The sequence below is a fragment of the Streptosporangium sp. NBC_01469 genome (assembly GCF_036227305.1).
Taxonomy (GTDB): Bacteria; Actinomycetota; Actinomycetes; order Streptosporangiales; family Streptosporangiaceae; genus Streptosporangium.
The window spans coordinates 6,273,045-6,288,523 of record NZ_CP109465.1; the positions used below are offsets into that span (position 1 = coordinate 6,273,045).

10 protein-coding genes are annotated in these 15,479 nt (G+C 70.5%); 3 read left to right on the forward strand and 7 right to left on the reverse strand.

Features of this window, described 5'->3' with window-relative positions:
- Window positions 1–155 precede the first annotated feature (155 nt).
- Window positions 156–2,093, forward strand: coding sequence for a B12-binding domain-containing radical SAM protein (locus OG587_RS27500; protein WP_329080180.1), 1,938 nt, complete (start codon window positions 156–158; stop codon window positions 2,091–2,093).
- Window positions 2,094–2,267: 174 nt separating this feature from the next.
- Here OG587_RS27500 and OG587_RS27505 read toward each other — a convergent pair whose 3' ends face one another.
- Genes OG587_RS27505 through OG587_RS27515 form a run of 3 tightly spaced genes read right to left on the reverse strand, consistent with a single transcriptional unit; the run spans window position 2,268 to window position 7,618 of the window.
- On the reverse strand, window positions 2,268–5,618 hold the full coding sequence (locus OG587_RS27505; RefSeq protein ID WP_329080182.1) for a non-ribosomal peptide synthetase: 3,351 nt from the start codon (window positions 5,616–5,618) through the stop codon (window positions 2,268–2,270).
- 12 nt (window positions 5,619–5,630) lie between these two features.
- The gene (locus OG587_RS27510; protein WP_329080184.1) at window positions 5,631–6,863 is read right to left on the reverse strand and encodes a cytochrome P450; all 1,233 of its coding nucleotides are present in this window, start codon (window positions 6,861–6,863) and stop codon (window positions 5,631–5,633) included.
- Window positions 6,860–7,618, reverse strand: coding sequence for an FkbM family methyltransferase (locus OG587_RS27515; protein WP_329080186.1), 759 nt, complete (start codon window positions 7,616–7,618; stop codon window positions 6,860–6,862). The genes OG587_RS27510 and OG587_RS27515 overlap by 4 nt, the downstream gene beginning before the upstream one ends.
- A 121-nt stretch (window positions 7,619–7,739) precedes the next feature.
- Here OG587_RS27515 and OG587_RS27520 point away from each other — a divergent pair, with 121 nt between their 5' ends.
- A complete protein-coding gene (locus OG587_RS27520; protein WP_329080188.1) occupies window positions 7,740–9,107 on the forward strand; it encodes an MFS transporter in 1,368 nt (455 codons plus the stop codon).
- Window positions 9,108–9,126: 19 nt separating this feature from the next.
- Here the strand turns inward: OG587_RS27520 and OG587_RS27525 are convergent, their stop codons facing one another.
- Genes OG587_RS27525 through OG587_RS27535 form a run of 3 tightly spaced genes read right to left on the reverse strand, consistent with a single transcriptional unit; the run spans window position 9,127 to window position 12,706 of the window.
- Window positions 9,127–9,882 (reverse strand): thioesterase II family protein, encoded by a 756-nt coding sequence (locus OG587_RS27525; RefSeq protein WP_329080189.1) that lies wholly within the window; start codon window positions 9,880–9,882, stop codon window positions 9,127–9,129.
- A complete protein-coding gene (locus OG587_RS27530) occupies window positions 9,879–11,975 on the reverse strand; it encodes a non-ribosomal peptide synthetase (protein WP_329080192.1) in 2,097 nt (698 codons plus the stop codon). Before OG587_RS27530 ends, OG587_RS27525 begins: the two co-directional genes overlap by 4 nt.
- A gap of 14 nt (window positions 11,976–11,989) precedes the next feature.
- Entirely contained in the window at window positions 11,990–12,706 is a 717-nt protein-coding gene (locus OG587_RS27535) for an LmbU family transcriptional regulator (protein ID WP_329080193.1), read from the reverse strand.
- A gap of 223 nt (window positions 12,707–12,929) precedes the next feature.
- Between OG587_RS27535 and OG587_RS27540 the strand changes: the two genes are divergently transcribed.
- Window positions 12,930–14,405 carry a cation:proton antiporter gene (locus OG587_RS27540; RefSeq protein ID WP_329080195.1) on the forward strand — a complete coding sequence of 492 codons (1,476 nt, stop codon included), beginning with the start codon at window positions 12,930–12,932 and terminating at the stop codon, window positions 14,403–14,405.
- Between the two features lie 8 nt (window positions 14,406–14,413).
- Here OG587_RS27540 and OG587_RS27545 read toward each other — a convergent pair whose 3' ends face one another.
- Window positions 14,414–15,430 (reverse strand): hypothetical protein, encoded by a 1,017-nt coding sequence (locus tag OG587_RS27545; RefSeq protein WP_329080197.1) that lies wholly within the window; start codon window positions 15,428–15,430, stop codon window positions 14,414–14,416.
- Window positions 15,431–15,479 lie beyond the last annotated feature (49 nt).

Here is a 15,479-nt window from a genome sequence, read left to right on the forward strand (position 1 = left end):
TATCGAGTCCGTGGTTATCGAGGTTTCCAGAACCGTAACACGCGAGTGGTGACCGCAAATGGCGCGCGTTGTTCGTCCCGTCCCCCTGTGTAACCATGAGCGGATTCCATCCGATCGGCTTCAGCAATTACTCAGACTACGCAGGGACGAGCGTCATGAACACCAAAGTCACATTCGTCGAGCTGTCTGCATTCGAGGCCATCCTGCCCCTCGCCTCCGGTTACATGCAGGCCTACGCGCAGCACGACCCGGAGGTGGGACCGCGATGTGAGTTCGAGATCTATTCCGCCCCCGTGTCCGCCGACCGGGAGGAAGTGATCGACGAACTCCTCGGCAGACGCAGCGACGTGTACGCCATCAGCTGTTACATCTGGAACATCGGATTCGTGCGCGCCGTGCTGGCCGCGCTGCACGAACGGCTGCCGCGGGCCCAGTTCATCCTCGGCGGCCCGCAGGTCATGCAGCACGCCCACGAGTACGTCTCCCCCGAGCAGGAGAACGTCGTCGTCTGCAACGGCGAGGGCGAGAAGACGATGGTGCAGTACCTGCGCCAGGTCCTCAGCGGCGCTCCCGACTTCGCCGACGTCCACGGGATCAGCTTCTGGCGCTCGGGGGAGCTCGTCACCACCGAGGCCGCCGAGCGGGTGCGCGACCTCATGGAGGTGCCCTCGCCCTTCACCTCCGGCGTCTTCGAGGAGGGCAAGTACACCACCGCGATCCTGGAGACCAACCGTGGATGCCCGTTCAGCTGCGGTTTCTGCTTCTGGGGAGCGGCGACCAACGACAAGGTGCACAAGTTCGAGGACCAGCGCGTCCGCGACGACATCACCTGGATCAGCAAGAACAACTTCGTGTCGATCTTCATCGCCGACGCCAACTGGGGCATGGCCCCGCGCGACGTGGAGCTCACCCGCCACCTGGTGGAGTGCAGCGAGGAGAACGGCTACCCGGTGATGGTCTCGATGGCCGCGGCCAAGAACAAGCCCGACCGCATGGCCGAGATCACCGAAATCCTCGTGCAGGGCGGCCTGCTGACCAGCCAGCCCATCTCCCTGCAGTCGATGAGCTCCAGGACCCTCGAGCTGGTCGACCGCTCGAACATCAAGCCCGCGACCTACACCGAGCTCCAGAGGACGCTCAGGGAGAAGCGCATCAGTTCCTACATCGAGCTGATCTGGCCGCTTCCCGGGGAAACCCTGGACTCGTACAAGGAAGGGGTCGCGGAATTGTGCCGGCTGCGGGCCGACACGCTGATCGTCTATCCGCAGCTTCTTCTTCACAACACCTCGATCTACGCCAAGCGCGACCTTCTCGGAGTGCAGGTCGAACGCGTTCCCAGTGATGTCACGGAAGCCGATGTCGTGGTCGGCACCAACTGGGTCAGCCGCGAGGAGTGCGAGCGCGGCACATGGTTCTACTACGCGGTCCACTCGCTCTACAACCTGCGCGGCCTGTATTACCTCGCCAATTACCTGGACAGGTCCGGAACCAGGAGGTTCGAGGACTTCTTCACCGATGCCGCGACGTATTTCGAGAGCCGTACGGATACCGAGGTCGCGACTTTCTTTCGCGATTCGGTGGAGAAACTCTGGAACTACGACTTTCACAATTTCGGGATGGTCGCGCACATCGTCCTGCATTCGCACCGCGAGGAGTTCGACGGGCTGCTCGTCGACTTCGCCCGCGGCCGGTCCTGGTGGGAGGACCCCCGGGCGCGGGCCGCGTTCGAGCTCGACCTGCTGGCCCGGCCCTACATCTACCTGGCCAAGCCGAAGCCGCCCCGCTACGACTTCACCGAGCTGGGCGTCGAGTCGCGCGCCGGGGCGCGCGGGAAGACGACCTCGGTCGTGGACATGCCCGCAGACCTGGCCGCCCTCCTCATCGACCTCGACGTGACCGGCCTGGAGGCCGGTCAGGAGCACCTGACCCGCCTGGAGCTCGACCACCCGCGCGGGCGCAAGCTGCCGTTCATGCCGGAGCGCAGCCTGGAGCACAACGCCTCCTACTGCCAGGGCATGGTGCTGCGGCTGCGGGAGTATCTCCCCACCTGGCGGCCGGAGTCCGAGACCGCCGCGCTGCCCGGCCGGCGCTGAGCCGCCCGCCGGGCCACCCGCGAGGCACCGGCGGCCGCGCGTGACGAGGGCCCGTGAGGATGATCCTCACGGGCCCTCGTCACGCCGGGCATCCCGCCCGGCGGGATGCCCGGCCGCCTGAGCCCCCGCTCAGGCGCCTGCTCCGGTCCGCCCGGACCTTCGCCCAGGCCTCCCTCAGACCTTCGCCCCGGCCTTGGCCTCCGCCTTGGCGAGGGCGCCGTCCACCGCCTCGGCGAAGTCGGCGAGCACCGGGTTCTCGAACAGCACCCGGATCGGCACGTTCACCGCGAACCTCTCCCGCACGCGGGTGATCACCTGCGCGGCCACCAGGGAGTGACCGCCGATCTCCAGGAAGTCGTCCTCACGGGCGATCCGCCTGAGCTTCAGCACCTCGGCCCAGATCGCGGCGATCGTCTGCTCCGTCGGGGTCTGCGGCGCGTCGAAGTCGTCGTCACCGCCGTCCCCGCCGCCGTCCAGGCCGGGCTCGGGCAGCGCCTGGCGGTCCACCTTGCCCGAGGAGGTCAGCGGCATCGCGTCCAGCGTCACGTACGAGGAGGGCAGCATGTACGCGGGCAGCGAGCCCTGCAGGAACCGGTGCAGCTCGCCGGTGAGGCCGCTGCGGTCGGCGATGATCCTGGAGGCGTCGTCGAGCACGACGTAGGCGACGAGCCGGTCGTCGCGCACGCTGACCACCGCCTCGCGCACCCCCGGATAGCGGGTGATCGCGGACTCGATCTCGGCCGGCTCCACCCGGAAACCACGGATCTTCACCTGGTGGTCCACCCGGCCCACGTACTGCAGCCGGCCGTCGGGCAGGTAACGGGCCAGGTCGCCGGTCCGGTAAAGCCGCGCGCCGGGAGGACCGTACGGGTCGGGCATGAACGACCGCGCGGTCAGGGCGGGCTTGCCCCGGTAGCCGTGGGCCAGGCCGGTGCCGCCGACGTACAGCTCGCCGGGCACGCCCGCGGGGAGCGGGTTGAGCCAGCGGTCCATCACGTAGGTCCTGAAGTTGGCCAGCGGCCGGCCGATCGGCGGCGCGTACGCGGCGGCGGGGTCACAGGTCCCCATCGTGGCGCACACGGTCGTCTCCGTCGGCCCGTAGGCGTTGACGAAGGTACGGCCGGGACCCCAGGTCCGCACCAGCCCGGTCGGGCACTGCTCGCCCGCGACGACCATGAGCCTGACCGTGCCCAGCTCGTCACCCCTGAGCGTGCTGAGGAACGTCGGCGGGAACGTGGCCGCGGTCACCCCCTGGTCGCTGATGGCCTTCGCCGTCTCCTGCGGGGTCATCGCCGACGGGTCCAGCACGCACAGCGCCGACCCGTTCAGCAGCGCCATCGTGATCTCCCAGATCGACGCGTCGAAGCTGAGCGAGGCGAACAGCGCCACCCGGTCGTCGGGCGTCAGGGAGAACTCCCGCGACAGGGCCGAGGCGAGGTTGCCGACGCCGCGGTGCGGCACCTCCACGCCCTTGGGCCGCCCGGTCGAGCCCGAGGTGTAGATGAGGTAGGCGGGGGCGTCGGGCGCGGGAGTCACGCCGGGGCTCGTGCCCGGCTCCTCCGCCTCGATCGTGCGCCACTCGGCGTCCAGCTCGACCGTGCGCACCCGGTCGTCACGCACCCGGCCGGAGTGCTCGGCCCCGGTGAGAACGAGCCGGGTCCCGCTGTCGTCGAGGATGTAGCCCAGCCGGTCGGGCGGCAGCGCCGGATCCAGCGGCAGGTAGACGCCGCCGGACTTGACGATGCCGAGGAAGGCGACGAGCGCCTCGGCCGAGCGGCCGGTCATCGAGCCGACGACGTGGCCGGGTCGGACCCCGTCGTGGATCAGCCGGTGGGCCACCCGGTTGGCGCGCTCGTCCAGCTCCCCGTAGGTCAGCCGCCGCTCACCGGCGAGTACCGCGAGCGCGTCAGGCGCGGCGGCGGCGCGCGCCTCGAACAGGGCGCCGACGCCGGCCTCCTCGTCGAAGGGGGTCTCGGTGCGGTTCCACTCCTCGACCACCAGCCGCAGCTGCTCCGCGTCCAGCAGGGAGAGCGACGAGACGGGCCGCCCGGGGTCGCGCACGGCGTCGGACAGCAGGGTGACGTACTGCTCGGCCCTGGTCTGGGCGCCCGGCGCGTCGAACAGGTCGAGCCCGTAGCGCATCTCCCCGTCGAGCGAGCCCGGCACCAGGACCAGCGCCAGGTCCGAGGCGAGCGGGAAACGGTCCGCCACCAGCTCGGAGGTCCGTACGCCGGGCAGCCGCAGCGCGCTCCAGGCCGGGATCACCTGGTCGAACTCCGCCTGGTAGAGCGGCTGCACGCCGCTGGAGGCGTCCAGCTCCAGCTCCTCGGCCAGCCGGTGCGCCGGGTAGGAGCCGTGCGCGGCCGCCTCGGCCAGCGCGTCGCGCACCCGGGTGACGACGGCGGCGAACGACGGGTCGCCCTCGCAGCCGACCCGGATCGGGAACGCGGGGGCGCGCCCCCCTCCCGGCACGGGTACGCCGACCACCACCTCGTCCTGGCCCGACCAGCGGCACAGCGCGATCGCCCACGCGGCCAGCGTGACGGCCCGGGTGTCGGTACCGGTCTCCGGGGCCGCCTCGGCCTGGCCCGACCAGCGGGACAGCGCCATCGTCCGGGCCGCCCGGGTGACGGTCCCGGCACCGGCCTCGCGTGCCACGGTCTCGACCAGCGCGGCCGTCTCCGGCGGCACGGTGAAGGTCACCCGGGCACCCGCGAAGCCGGGTACGGCGGGCCGGCCCCGGTCGGCGGGCAGGTCCAGGGCGGGCGGCGTGCCGTCGAGCCGGTCACGCCAGTAGGCGAGGTCGGCGGCCTCCCCTCCGGTGCCGGTATCGGTGTCGGTGGCACCGGCGGTGACGGTGGCATCGGTGGCACCGGCGGTGTCGGTGTCAGCGTCGGGAGAGTGCGCCGCGGCCGGGGATCCGCGGCCGTTCGTGGAGGCGCCGGGGGCGGGCCCGTTGGAGGACACGTGGCCGCCCGGGGAGCCGTTCGGGGAGCGGTGTCCGTTGGGGGAACCGGTCGGAGAGATCGAGAGTGTGGCGCCCGGCGAGCCCGACGCGTCCTCGTACGCCCGGGAGATCTCCTCCGCGAGGCCCGCCAGGACGCGCTCGTCGGCCACGAGCCGGTGCGCCGTCACGACGAGCGCGTGGTCGTCGTCGGCCATCCGGGCCAGGGCGATCCGGACCGGCGGGCCGGTCTCGAGGTCGAGGCCCCGGTTGGCCTGCTCGGAGACGAGCCGGGCCAGCGCCTCCTCGCGGCGGCTCGCGTCGTGCCTGCTCAGTTCCACCGGCGGGGGAACGGCGACGGGCCGCGGCTCCGCCTCGGAGCCGCGGGGCAACGCCGGCCGCAGGTCCTCGCGCGCCTCCAGCACGTGTTCCAGCGCGGCGGTCAGGGCCTTCTCGTCCACGGGCCCGCGCAACCGCGCCGCGAGCGTGATCTGGTCGGTGTGGTCCCCGGCGGTCTTTGCCCGGTAGGACCTCCACCCGCTCTCCTGGATCGGCGACAGCGGAGTCTTACTGTCCGGCATGGGGTGCTCCAATCAGTGCCCGGCGTGGTCGAGTTCTAGGTGGACGGGGACGCGGTCGACGCCCCACATGAGGTTCGAGCGCAGCCGCTTGACCGGCCCGGTGAGCTCCATGCGGGCCACCCGGCCGGTCAGCTCCTCCAGCAGGACGCGCAGCTCGAACCTGGCCAGCGCCGCGCCGATGCACAGGTGCTTGCCGAGGCCGAACGTGAGGTGCCTGTTGGGGGTGCGCCCGACGTCGAAGCGGCGCGCGTCGGGGAAGGCGTCCTCGTCGCGGTTGACGGCCGGGTGCCACACGCTGACCCGCTCACCGGCCCGGATGGTCTGATCTCCGATCTTCGTGTCGCGCAGCGCGGTGCGCATGACGTTGAGGCTGGGGGCGGTCCAGCGCAGCACCTCCTCCACGGCGGTCGGGATGAGCGAGGGGTCCTCGCGCAGCCGCCTCCACTCGCCGGGGTTCTCCACCAGGGCGATGACGGCCCCCGCCGAGGCGTGCCGGGTCGTCTCGTTGCCGCCGGTGATGAGGCCGTTGACGTTGAGCAGGATCTCCTCGTCGGTGAGGGGCGTCCCGTCGATCCGGCCGCGGATCAGCACGCTGATCACGTCGTCGCCGAGGTTGTCGCGCCGCTCGGCCAGCAGGTCGGCGTAGTAGGCGAAGATGTTGGCGTTCGCCTCGGCCTTCTCGGCGTCGGAGATGACGTCGTCGGAGGTGGCGGAGCCGAACGCGGTGCGCGTCCACTGGATCATCAGGTCCCAGTCGGCGCGGGGCACGCCCAGCAGCTCGCAGATGACCGACAGCGGGAGCCTGCCCGCCACCGTGTCGACGAAGTCGAAGGAGTCCTTCTGGGCGTTCTCCTCCAGCATCCCGCCCACCGTCTCGCGCATCGCGCCCTCCAGACGGCGTACCACCCGGGGGGTGAGCGCGGGGTTCATCACGTCGCGCAGCCGGCTGTGGCGGCCGTCGGTGACGATGAGCATCTTGCCCGCGGCGGCGCGGGCGGCGGACTCGGTCTGCCCGACCTGCATGCCCCGCTCGGAGGTGAAATTCGTCTTGTCGAGATAGACGGCGACGCCGTCCGCGTATTTGGTGAAAGCCCAGAAGCTCGGCCCGTCCGACCTCTTGTTCCAGAACATCGGCCGGTGCTCCTGCAGGTAATGCAGGACGCCGAGGCCGGAGTCGGGGGCCGTGTAGATATCCGGATCCGCCAGATCCAGATCGTTCAGATTCACGGTCGTGTCCACTGTCATGGGGAATTCCTCCGTGCATACACGTCGAAGATGTCCGTGTCCTTCAGCAGGGGATCCTGGCCGATGTCGACCTGGAATCCACGACCGGTGAGATCGTCGCGTACGGACGCGAGCCTGCCGTCGATGTCGTGGACCTGCATGACGATTTGGTCGACCGCCTCCCAGTCGCCGGGAGCGATTCCGTCCAGTACATCGCATTCGGCTTTCTCGACGTTGATTTTCAACAGTCCTATGCGGTCCACGCCCTCGGTGGCCATCACCTCGGAGATCGTCCGAACCTGGCACTCCTGCTTCTCCGTGACGTGCCTGCCCTCGGCCATGTCGGTCACGTCCTCGGGGGCGAAACCACTGTTGGCCAGGAACGTCCTGGTCACCTCGGCGTCGTGGTCGACGTCGGTGTACATCCCCGACATCGCGGTGGTCTCCGGGTAGACGGTGAGAACCGCCGTTCCCGGGGTACGGGAGAGCGCGCAGTCGAACGCCTTGGCGTTCAGGCCGTGGGCGGACAGATTCGCGCACAACGCGTCGTAAAGCGGCCTGGCGGGCTCGAAGGCGAGAATACGCGTGCCCGGACATTCCCAATGAAACGCCAGGGCGGCGATTCCGATGTTAGCCCCCACGTCGAACACCGTCATTCCCGGCTCAAGGCGCACGTCATGCCTGAAGTAGCTTCTGTCGCCCACGATACTGCGATACTGCAGGCTGGTCTCGGCGGGATTGAGCTGGAATACCACATGACCGTCGGGGAGTGTCATCTGGCGTACTCGCTGATTGTTTTCCAGTGTGCCTCTCCGGTGATTTCGCATATCATCACCCTTAACAAAAACCTTATTACAGTCAACCAGAGGTGAAACCCGACAAGGACGGAATGATCTTATGGACACTCAGAGAACGGAAGTCAGGGCGCCGGGGGAAAAGCCGCCCTCTCTCTGGCGAAACCCCGACTTCAACCGGCTCTGGGCCGGTCAGTCGATCTCGGTCCTCGGCTCCGAGCTGACCACCCTGGCACTCCCGCTGACCGCGATCCTCATGCTGCAGGCCAGCTCCTTCGAGGTCGGCCTGCTCAACACCATGCGCACGATCGCCGCCCTCCTGCTGACGCTGATCGCCGGTGTGCTCATCGACCGCTACCGCCGCAGGCCGCTGATGGTCGGCTCCGACATCGGGCGTGCCGTGGTCGTGGCCCTGATTCCCATCGCGGCCTTCGTCGGTTTCATGGACATGTGGGTGCTCTACGTGGTCGCGGTCGTGGTCGGCGGCCTCTCGGTGGTCTTCGAGATCGCCTACGCCGCCTACATGCCGACCCTGCTGAGCGAGGAGCAGCTGGTCGACGGCAACAGCCGGATGGCGGCGACCGAGTCGGTGGGCGCCATCGCGGGCTCCAGCGCCGGAGGCGTGCTCATCGACCTGTTCCGGCCGGCGTACGTGATGATGGGAGACGCGATCTCCTTCCTCGTCTCCGCCTTCGCCCTGTCGCGCATCCGCCACGTCGAGCCGCCCGTCGAGCGCCAGAGCAGCCAGGGCCGGGGCGCCGTCGCGGCGATGATCCACGACATCAAGCACGGCCTGAAGGTCACCTACCGCAACGACTACGCCCGGCCGTTGATCATCAACTCCGCCGGGGCGAACTTCGGGTCGATGATGATCCTGACCCTGTTCATCCTGTACGCGGCCAGGGAGCTCGGTATGTCGGGCACCTGGATCGGCTTCATCTACGCCGTCGGCAGCATCGGCGGCGTCGTCGGCGCCGTCTTCGCGAGCAAGCTGTTCGAGAGGTTCGGCTACGGGCGCGGCATCATGACCGCCCTGATCGCCTTCCGGGTGCTGTGCTTCACACCGTTCGTGGCCGGTCCGCAGTGGTTGCAGATCACCCTGTTCTCGGTGATCTGGTTCGTCACGGTGTTCGGCGTGGTGGCCGGGAACATCGGCCAGCTCACGCTCTTCCAGTACGTGATCCCCAACCACCTGCGGGGCAGGGTCATCGGCGCGAGCCGCGCGGTCTACCTCGGCATCCTGCCGCTGGCCGCGATGCTGGCCGGGGTGCTGGGCGAGCTGATCGGTATCAAGCCCGCCATCTACGCCGGTGCCGCGTTCCTGCTGCCCTGGATCATCCTGCTGTTCCTGTCGCCGGTGCCGAACCTGCGCAGGCTCGAGGACGCCGAGCTCCTGCAGGACATCCAGGAGCCCGCCGAGCCCGCCGAGGCCGACGGACCCGGCGGGCGCAAGGACGGCAAGGACACCTGAGGTCAACCGTTCGATCCGTTCAGCCCGGGACGCGCGCGGACATGCTCCGCGAGATCTCGTCCAGCAGGGCGGCGGGCGCCTGGAGGTAGCTCCAGTGCCCGCCGTCCAGCACGGTGTAGCGGGCCTCGCCGTAGGCCTCCCAGCCGGCCATCTGCTCCGGGGGGATCTGTGTGTCGCTCGACCAGCCGATCGCGGTGATCGGGCAGGGCAGCTCCACCGGGTCGGTCCTGTCGAAGCGGCTGTAGGCGGCCACGTCGGCGCGCATGACGTCCGCGGCCATCTCCACCAGCTCGGGCAGCGGCTCCGCGCCGCGCGCCCGCATGAGGTCCGACACCAGCGCGCCCACCTGTTCCTCGTCGAGCCTGAGGATGCTCGGCCACGACGCCCGGTGCGGCGGGACCATCGAGGAGGCGAACAGGTGGCCGGGCAGCGGGCCGCCGCGCTCCATGAGCAGCAGCGTCGCCTCGTAGCCGATGAAGACCGTGCCGCAGTGGCTGATGAAGCCGAACGGCCGGTCCAGGTAGGGCTCCAGACCTTCCAGCATCTCGGCGGCGACGGCCGCGTAGCTCTCGAACAACGGCTCGCGCAGCCGGTTCTCCCTGCCGGGCAGCTGTACGGGGCACAGCTCGATCCCGTCCACCTCGGCCGGCCACCCGTGGTACATCGACGCCCCCGACCCCGGGTACGGCAGGCACCACAGCCTCGCCCTCGCCTCGGGGTCGGGGGTGCGCAGCAGCCACGTGGGGCGGCTCCTTCTCCGCTTCCTCTCGGTCATCTCGCCTTTCCTTCCGCCTTGATGTTCCGGATGAGGGTCTCGGGTGTCGGCGCCCGCAGGAAGTCGCGCAGCCGGATCCGCACGCCGTAGCGGGTCCCGATCCGGTCGACGAGACGGGTGGCCGACAGGGAGTCGCCGCCGGAGCGGATGAAGTGGTCGCCCAGCGCGCCGCGCGCCCCGAGCTCCTGCTCCCACAGCTCCAGCACCCCCGCGGTCACCGGGTCGGCGCCCTCCTCACGCTCGCCGTCTTTCTGGGGAGCGGCCTCCGGGGCGTCGGTCCCCCGCACGTCGGTCCCCCGCACGTCGGTCCTCTGCGCGTCGGCCCTCCGCACGTCAGTCCTCTGCGCGTCGGCTCCTGCCGCGTCGCTTCCCGGAACGTCGTTTCCCGGGAGCCCGTTTCCCGGGAGCCCGTTTCCCGGGTGGCCGGTTTTCGGGGGGGCGCCCCACGAGGGCGCGGGCAGCGCGCGGCGGTCCACCTTGTTGCTGGAGTTCAGCGGCAGCCGCTCCATCGCGGTCCAGGCGGCCGGCACCATCGGAGCGGGCAGCCGTGCCGCGACGAAGGCGCGCAGTTCCCCGGCCCAGGCACCACGCGCGGCGCCGTCCGTGGCGCCGCCCAAGACACCGTTCGTGGCGCTGTCCGTGGCGCTGTCCGAGGTACCGCCCAAGACACCGTCCGTGGCGCTGCCCGTGGTGCTGTCCGTGGTGCTGTCCGGGATGCCGTTCACAGCGTCGTCCGTGGCGCCGTTCGCGGGGTCGTTCACGGTGCTGTTGTCCGTGGCGTCGTCCGCGCTGCCTGCGCTGCCTGCGTGGACGACGTAGGCGCACAGTCTCAGGTCGCCGCCGGGACCGGGCGCGCCCGTCACGACGCACTCGCGCACCGAGGGGTGTTCGAGCAGTACGGTCTCCACCTCCGCGGGCTCCACCCGGTGGCCACGGATCTTGACCTGCTGGTCGACGCGGCCGTGGTGCTCCAGGCGCCCGTCCGGCCGCTCCCGTACGAGATCGCCGGTCCGGTAGACGCGGCCGCCCCCGCCCGAGGGGTCGGGCAGGAAGCGTTCCGCGGTGCGGGCCGGCTCGCCCAGATAGCCCCGGGCCAGCTCGGGCCCGGACACGAACAGCTCGCCGACCTCGCCCGCCGCGACCGGCTCCAGGCCGGAGGTCAGCACGGGGACGCCGACGCCGGGCCAGGCGCGCCCGATGGGGGGCCGGGCGCGCCTGGCGGTCTCGTCGGCGGTGGCCGAGGTGCAGCGGTCCTCCAGCGGGACCAGGCAGCTCGTCACGCCGTTGGCCTCGGCGGAGCCGTACTCCACCGCGACCTCGAACGGCAGACCGGGCGAGGGCCACACGCGCACCGCGTCGCTGCCGACCGTCATGAGCCGCAGCGCCGTCTCCCCGGGCCACGGCAGGCCGTAGAGCAGCTCGGCGAGCGGCATGTTCACGTACGAGCGGGTGATCCCGGAGGCGACCATCCAGTCGCGCAGCTCCGGCGGCGAGCCCGCGGTCGCCGCGTCGGCGACGTGCACGCTCGCGCCGGAGCAGAGGTACGGCCACAGCTCCACCACCGAGACCGACGAGGCCGGGGGAGCCAGCCAGCTGGAGCGGTCGGCGGGGGTGACGCGGTACGCCTCGGCATGGGTGGCGACCCGGTGGGCGATCGCCCGGTGGGTCACCCCGACGAGCTTGGGCCGCCCCGTCGACCCGGAGGTGTGCACCGCGTACGCGAGCTGGTCCTCGTGCACGGGGACACCGGGGCTCTCGGAGGAGGGTTCGGCGTCGAGGGGACCGTCGATCACCACGGGAGCGCCGTCGAGGATCGCGGCGACGCGGTCCTCGGGCCAGCCGGGGTCGAGCAGCACCGCCGCGCCGCCCGCCTTGCAGACGGCGAGCAGCGCGACGAGCAGGTCGGGGGAGCGGTCCAGCCGCAGGGGGACGAGGGTCTCGGGGCCGACGCCGCGTCGCAGGAGCGACCGGGCGAGGCCGTTGGCACGGGCGTCGAGGTCTCGATACGTGAACAGGACGGCCCCGGAAACCAGGGCCGTCCTGTCCGGCGCCTCGGACGCCTTCTTCTCGAACAACGTGTGGACGGCGCCCACCTGTCCTCCGTTCCTCACCCGGCCTTGGCGTCGGAAATCCCGCGAGCGGGAATCTGGCCGGTGGCGACCTGGTTGAGGACGAGCCTCGCCCACTCCTCCACGCTGCGGTTCATCCGGCGGGCCGCGTCACGCCACGACTGCTCCTGGTCGACCGGTACGTCGATGTGGATGACGGCCTTCTCCTCGGCGGCCTCCGCGGCCCGGCCCGAGGCGGACAGGGCGGCGGTGCGGTGTGCCTTGATCTGGCTGCGCAGACGGTTTCTGGACCAGCTGAAGCGTTCGGCGCGGTCGAGCCAGAGCATCTGCTCGTGCTCGGGAAGCGCGGCCACTTCCGCGTGGTGCTGAAGGCTGAGCTTGTCTCGCCGGCGGGATACCGGGAATCGCCGGGCGACCCAGGCGTAATTGCGCAGGGTTTGGATATCGAGGGAGCTCTCCTCGACCGCTCTCTTGTAACGGTCGGTGTATTCGGTTTCGCCGTAGACCAGCCAGTCGCCGAGCCACCAGGCGGAGGAGTCGGCGATGAGGGAGATCTGGTGGCCGATGCGCCGCCAGGTGTCGAAGGGGAGGCTCGACGGGAGCTGGAGCCCGGTTCGCCGTGGCTTGGCGGACGCGTCCAGGGCCAGCTTGGAGCCCTGGGAAGGGGTACGGCGCGGAGCCGGGACCGGGGGCCTCTCATCACAGGATGGCGGGGCTTGGCGGTTCGCCTCTCGGTTGGGGGAGAGCACCTGCATGCGACTGTTCCTCCGAATTTCTGTGCACTTGGAGTGAGTCAGGACGATCCCTTACCCGCCGTTTCGGAAAGCGCACTTTCGATCATGAGTAATTTTCAGACGGTCTTCCTGAGGTACAACGGAAAGACGGAATCAAGCCGTTGACCAGCTGAGTCTTTAATCAGCTTGGCAATTTTTTTTGCTCTGTGATATACGCGCCGGTTCGGAATTCAACCTCTCGGAAATGGAATTGATCATGACATATTCATGGTTTCGGTCGGCGAATACCAGCACGCTGCGTCGTTCCCTGATCGCGTACGGTCTCGCGGTCGTGCTGCCCTCCGTGCTGGCGCTGCTGATGCTGGGGCTCGACCCGGGAACGGCCACCGGTCCCGTCCCCGTGCCCTCGGTGGAGCCGGGGCGGGAGGAGGAGGTTCCGGCCACGCCCCTGCTGCTGTTGTCCGTCACCGTGGTCGTCGCGCTGGCCCATCTCGGCGGGGCCGTCTTCCGCGGGCTGGGCCAGCCCCGGGTGATCGGGGAGATGGCCGCGGGCATCGTGCTCGGTCCCTCCCTGCTCGGCGCCGTGTGGCCCGAGGCCTATCGCGCGCTGTTCCCCGGTGCCGTCATGCCGTACCTGAACCTGCTGGCCCAGTTCGGGCTGGCCTTCTTCATGTTCCTGGTCGGGCTGGAGCTCCGCGGCGACCTGCTGCGCGGGCGGGGCCGCGTCGCGGTGCTCTGCGGACAGGCGAGCGTGGCGATCCCGTTCTCGCTCGGGGTCGCGCTGGCCCTGCTGATCTACACGCCGCTGGCGACCGCGCCCGTCGAGTTCCCGGTCTTCGCCCTGTTCATCGGCGCCGCGCTGAGCGTCACCGCGTTTCCCGTACTGGCCAGGATCCTGCTGGAACGGGGGCTCTTCCACACCCCGACCGGGGCGCTGACCGTCACCTGCGCCGCCATCGCCGACGTGACCGCGTGGCTGCTGCTGGCCGTGGCGATCACCATGGCCAAGGGCTCCTCACCCGCCGAGGCGCTGCGCACGCTCGGTCTGACCGTCGCCTTCGCCGCCGTCATGGTCGGGGTGGTACGGCCACTGCTGACCCGGCTGCTGCGCCGGGGGCTCTCCCAGGAGGCGACGCTGCCCATCGTCATCGTGGGCCTGCTCGTCTCCGGGCTGCTGACCGAGCTGATCGGCATCCACCTGATCTTCGGCGCGTTCCTGTTCGGCGCCCTGTTCCCGCGCGACGGCGACGTACGGCTGCGGCGGGTCCGCGAGCGCACCCAGGACTTCACCACCTCCTTCCTGCTGCCGCCCTTCTTCGCCTTCGTCGGGCTCAACACCCAGATCGGGCTGCTCAGCCAGGACCTGACCATGTGGAGCTGGTGCCTGCTGATCCTCGTCGTCGCCGTGGTGGGCAAGGTCGGCGGCGTGCTGGTCATCGCCAGGCCGATGGGCGTGCCGGGGCGGGAGGCCATGCGGCTCGGGGTGCTGATGAACTGCCGGGGGGTGACCGAGCTGGTGATCCTGAGCATCGGCCTCAGCCTCGGCATCATCACCCAGGTGCTGTTCACGATGCTGGTGATCGTCGCGCTGGTCTCCACGGCCGCGACCGCGCCCCTGCTCGGGCTGCTGGACCGGTGGGACGCGCGGCGCGACGGGGAGGTCCGGGACGGGAGGCCCGGGGAGCCCGAGGGGGCGGGGGCGGTGCGCCGATCCGCCTGAGGGCGGGGTCAGGAGGCGCGGGGCAGTGCCTGGGGCTCCGTGCCCAGCTCGCGCAGCTTGGCGCGGACCTCGGCGGGGCTCTCCCCGGCGACGGTGAGCCGGGACGTGGCGAACACCTCGCCGTCGGCGTCGGTGATCGGGTCGCCGCTGTAGGGGACCTCGCCGCTGAAGCGGGCGGCGCAGAGATGGTCGCGCAGCTCGGGCCGGGCGTGCAGGGAGAAGATCGGCAGCCGGGTCGCCATCGCGGCCAGCCGCATGGTGCCCGACACCCGGGGGTTGATCTCCAGTAGGTGCACCTCGCCACCGCGGGTCAGCAGGAACTCCACCTCCAGGTAGCCGTGCGCCTCGGCCAGGTCGGCCAGCCGCTTGCCGACGGCCCGCAGCTTGCGCTCCCACGCGCCGCCGAGCGCCGGGCCGGGGCACAGCCGCAGCCGCTGCCACGGCGGGACCAGGTCCGGTGAGGTAGCCCCCTTCCAGACCGGCGGGAACGTCGCCGTGCCGTGCTCGTCGCGGTAGATCAGCACCGAGTACTCGATCCCGTCGACGTACAGCTCGCCCAGCTCGTTGGGGGCCAGGTGGCACTCGCCCGCGCGGGCCAGCCGGGTGCCGACGCTCTGCGTGCCGTGCCGGTCCTTGACGACCACGGGGGTGTCGGGGCCCGCCTCGGGCAGCGGCTCGCCGGCCCGCGCCCACGGCGGGGAGACCAGGCGGTAGCGGTCGAAGAACTCCTTCATCAGGATCTTGTCGCTGCCCAGCGAGGCGCACAGCCGCGACTGGCACTCGGCCCGGTGGCCGAGCTCGCGGAGCCGGAAGGCGAGCAGCTGGTCGCGGCCGAGGGTCGTGTGGCTGGAGTGGAAGACCACCGTCGCCTGTGGCGCCCCGCCGATCGCGTCGAGCAGCGGGGCCACGTCGACGCGGCGGTCCTCGCCGGTGAAGACGGCCCGGTCCTGCGGGCCGAGGTCGACGAAATGGCCGAACCAGCTCTCCAGGCTGGCGGGGGCGACGGCGTGGATGACGGGAGACATTTGTCGGCTCATGTGGATTACTCCGGAATCGACGCTGGAAACAGGAATT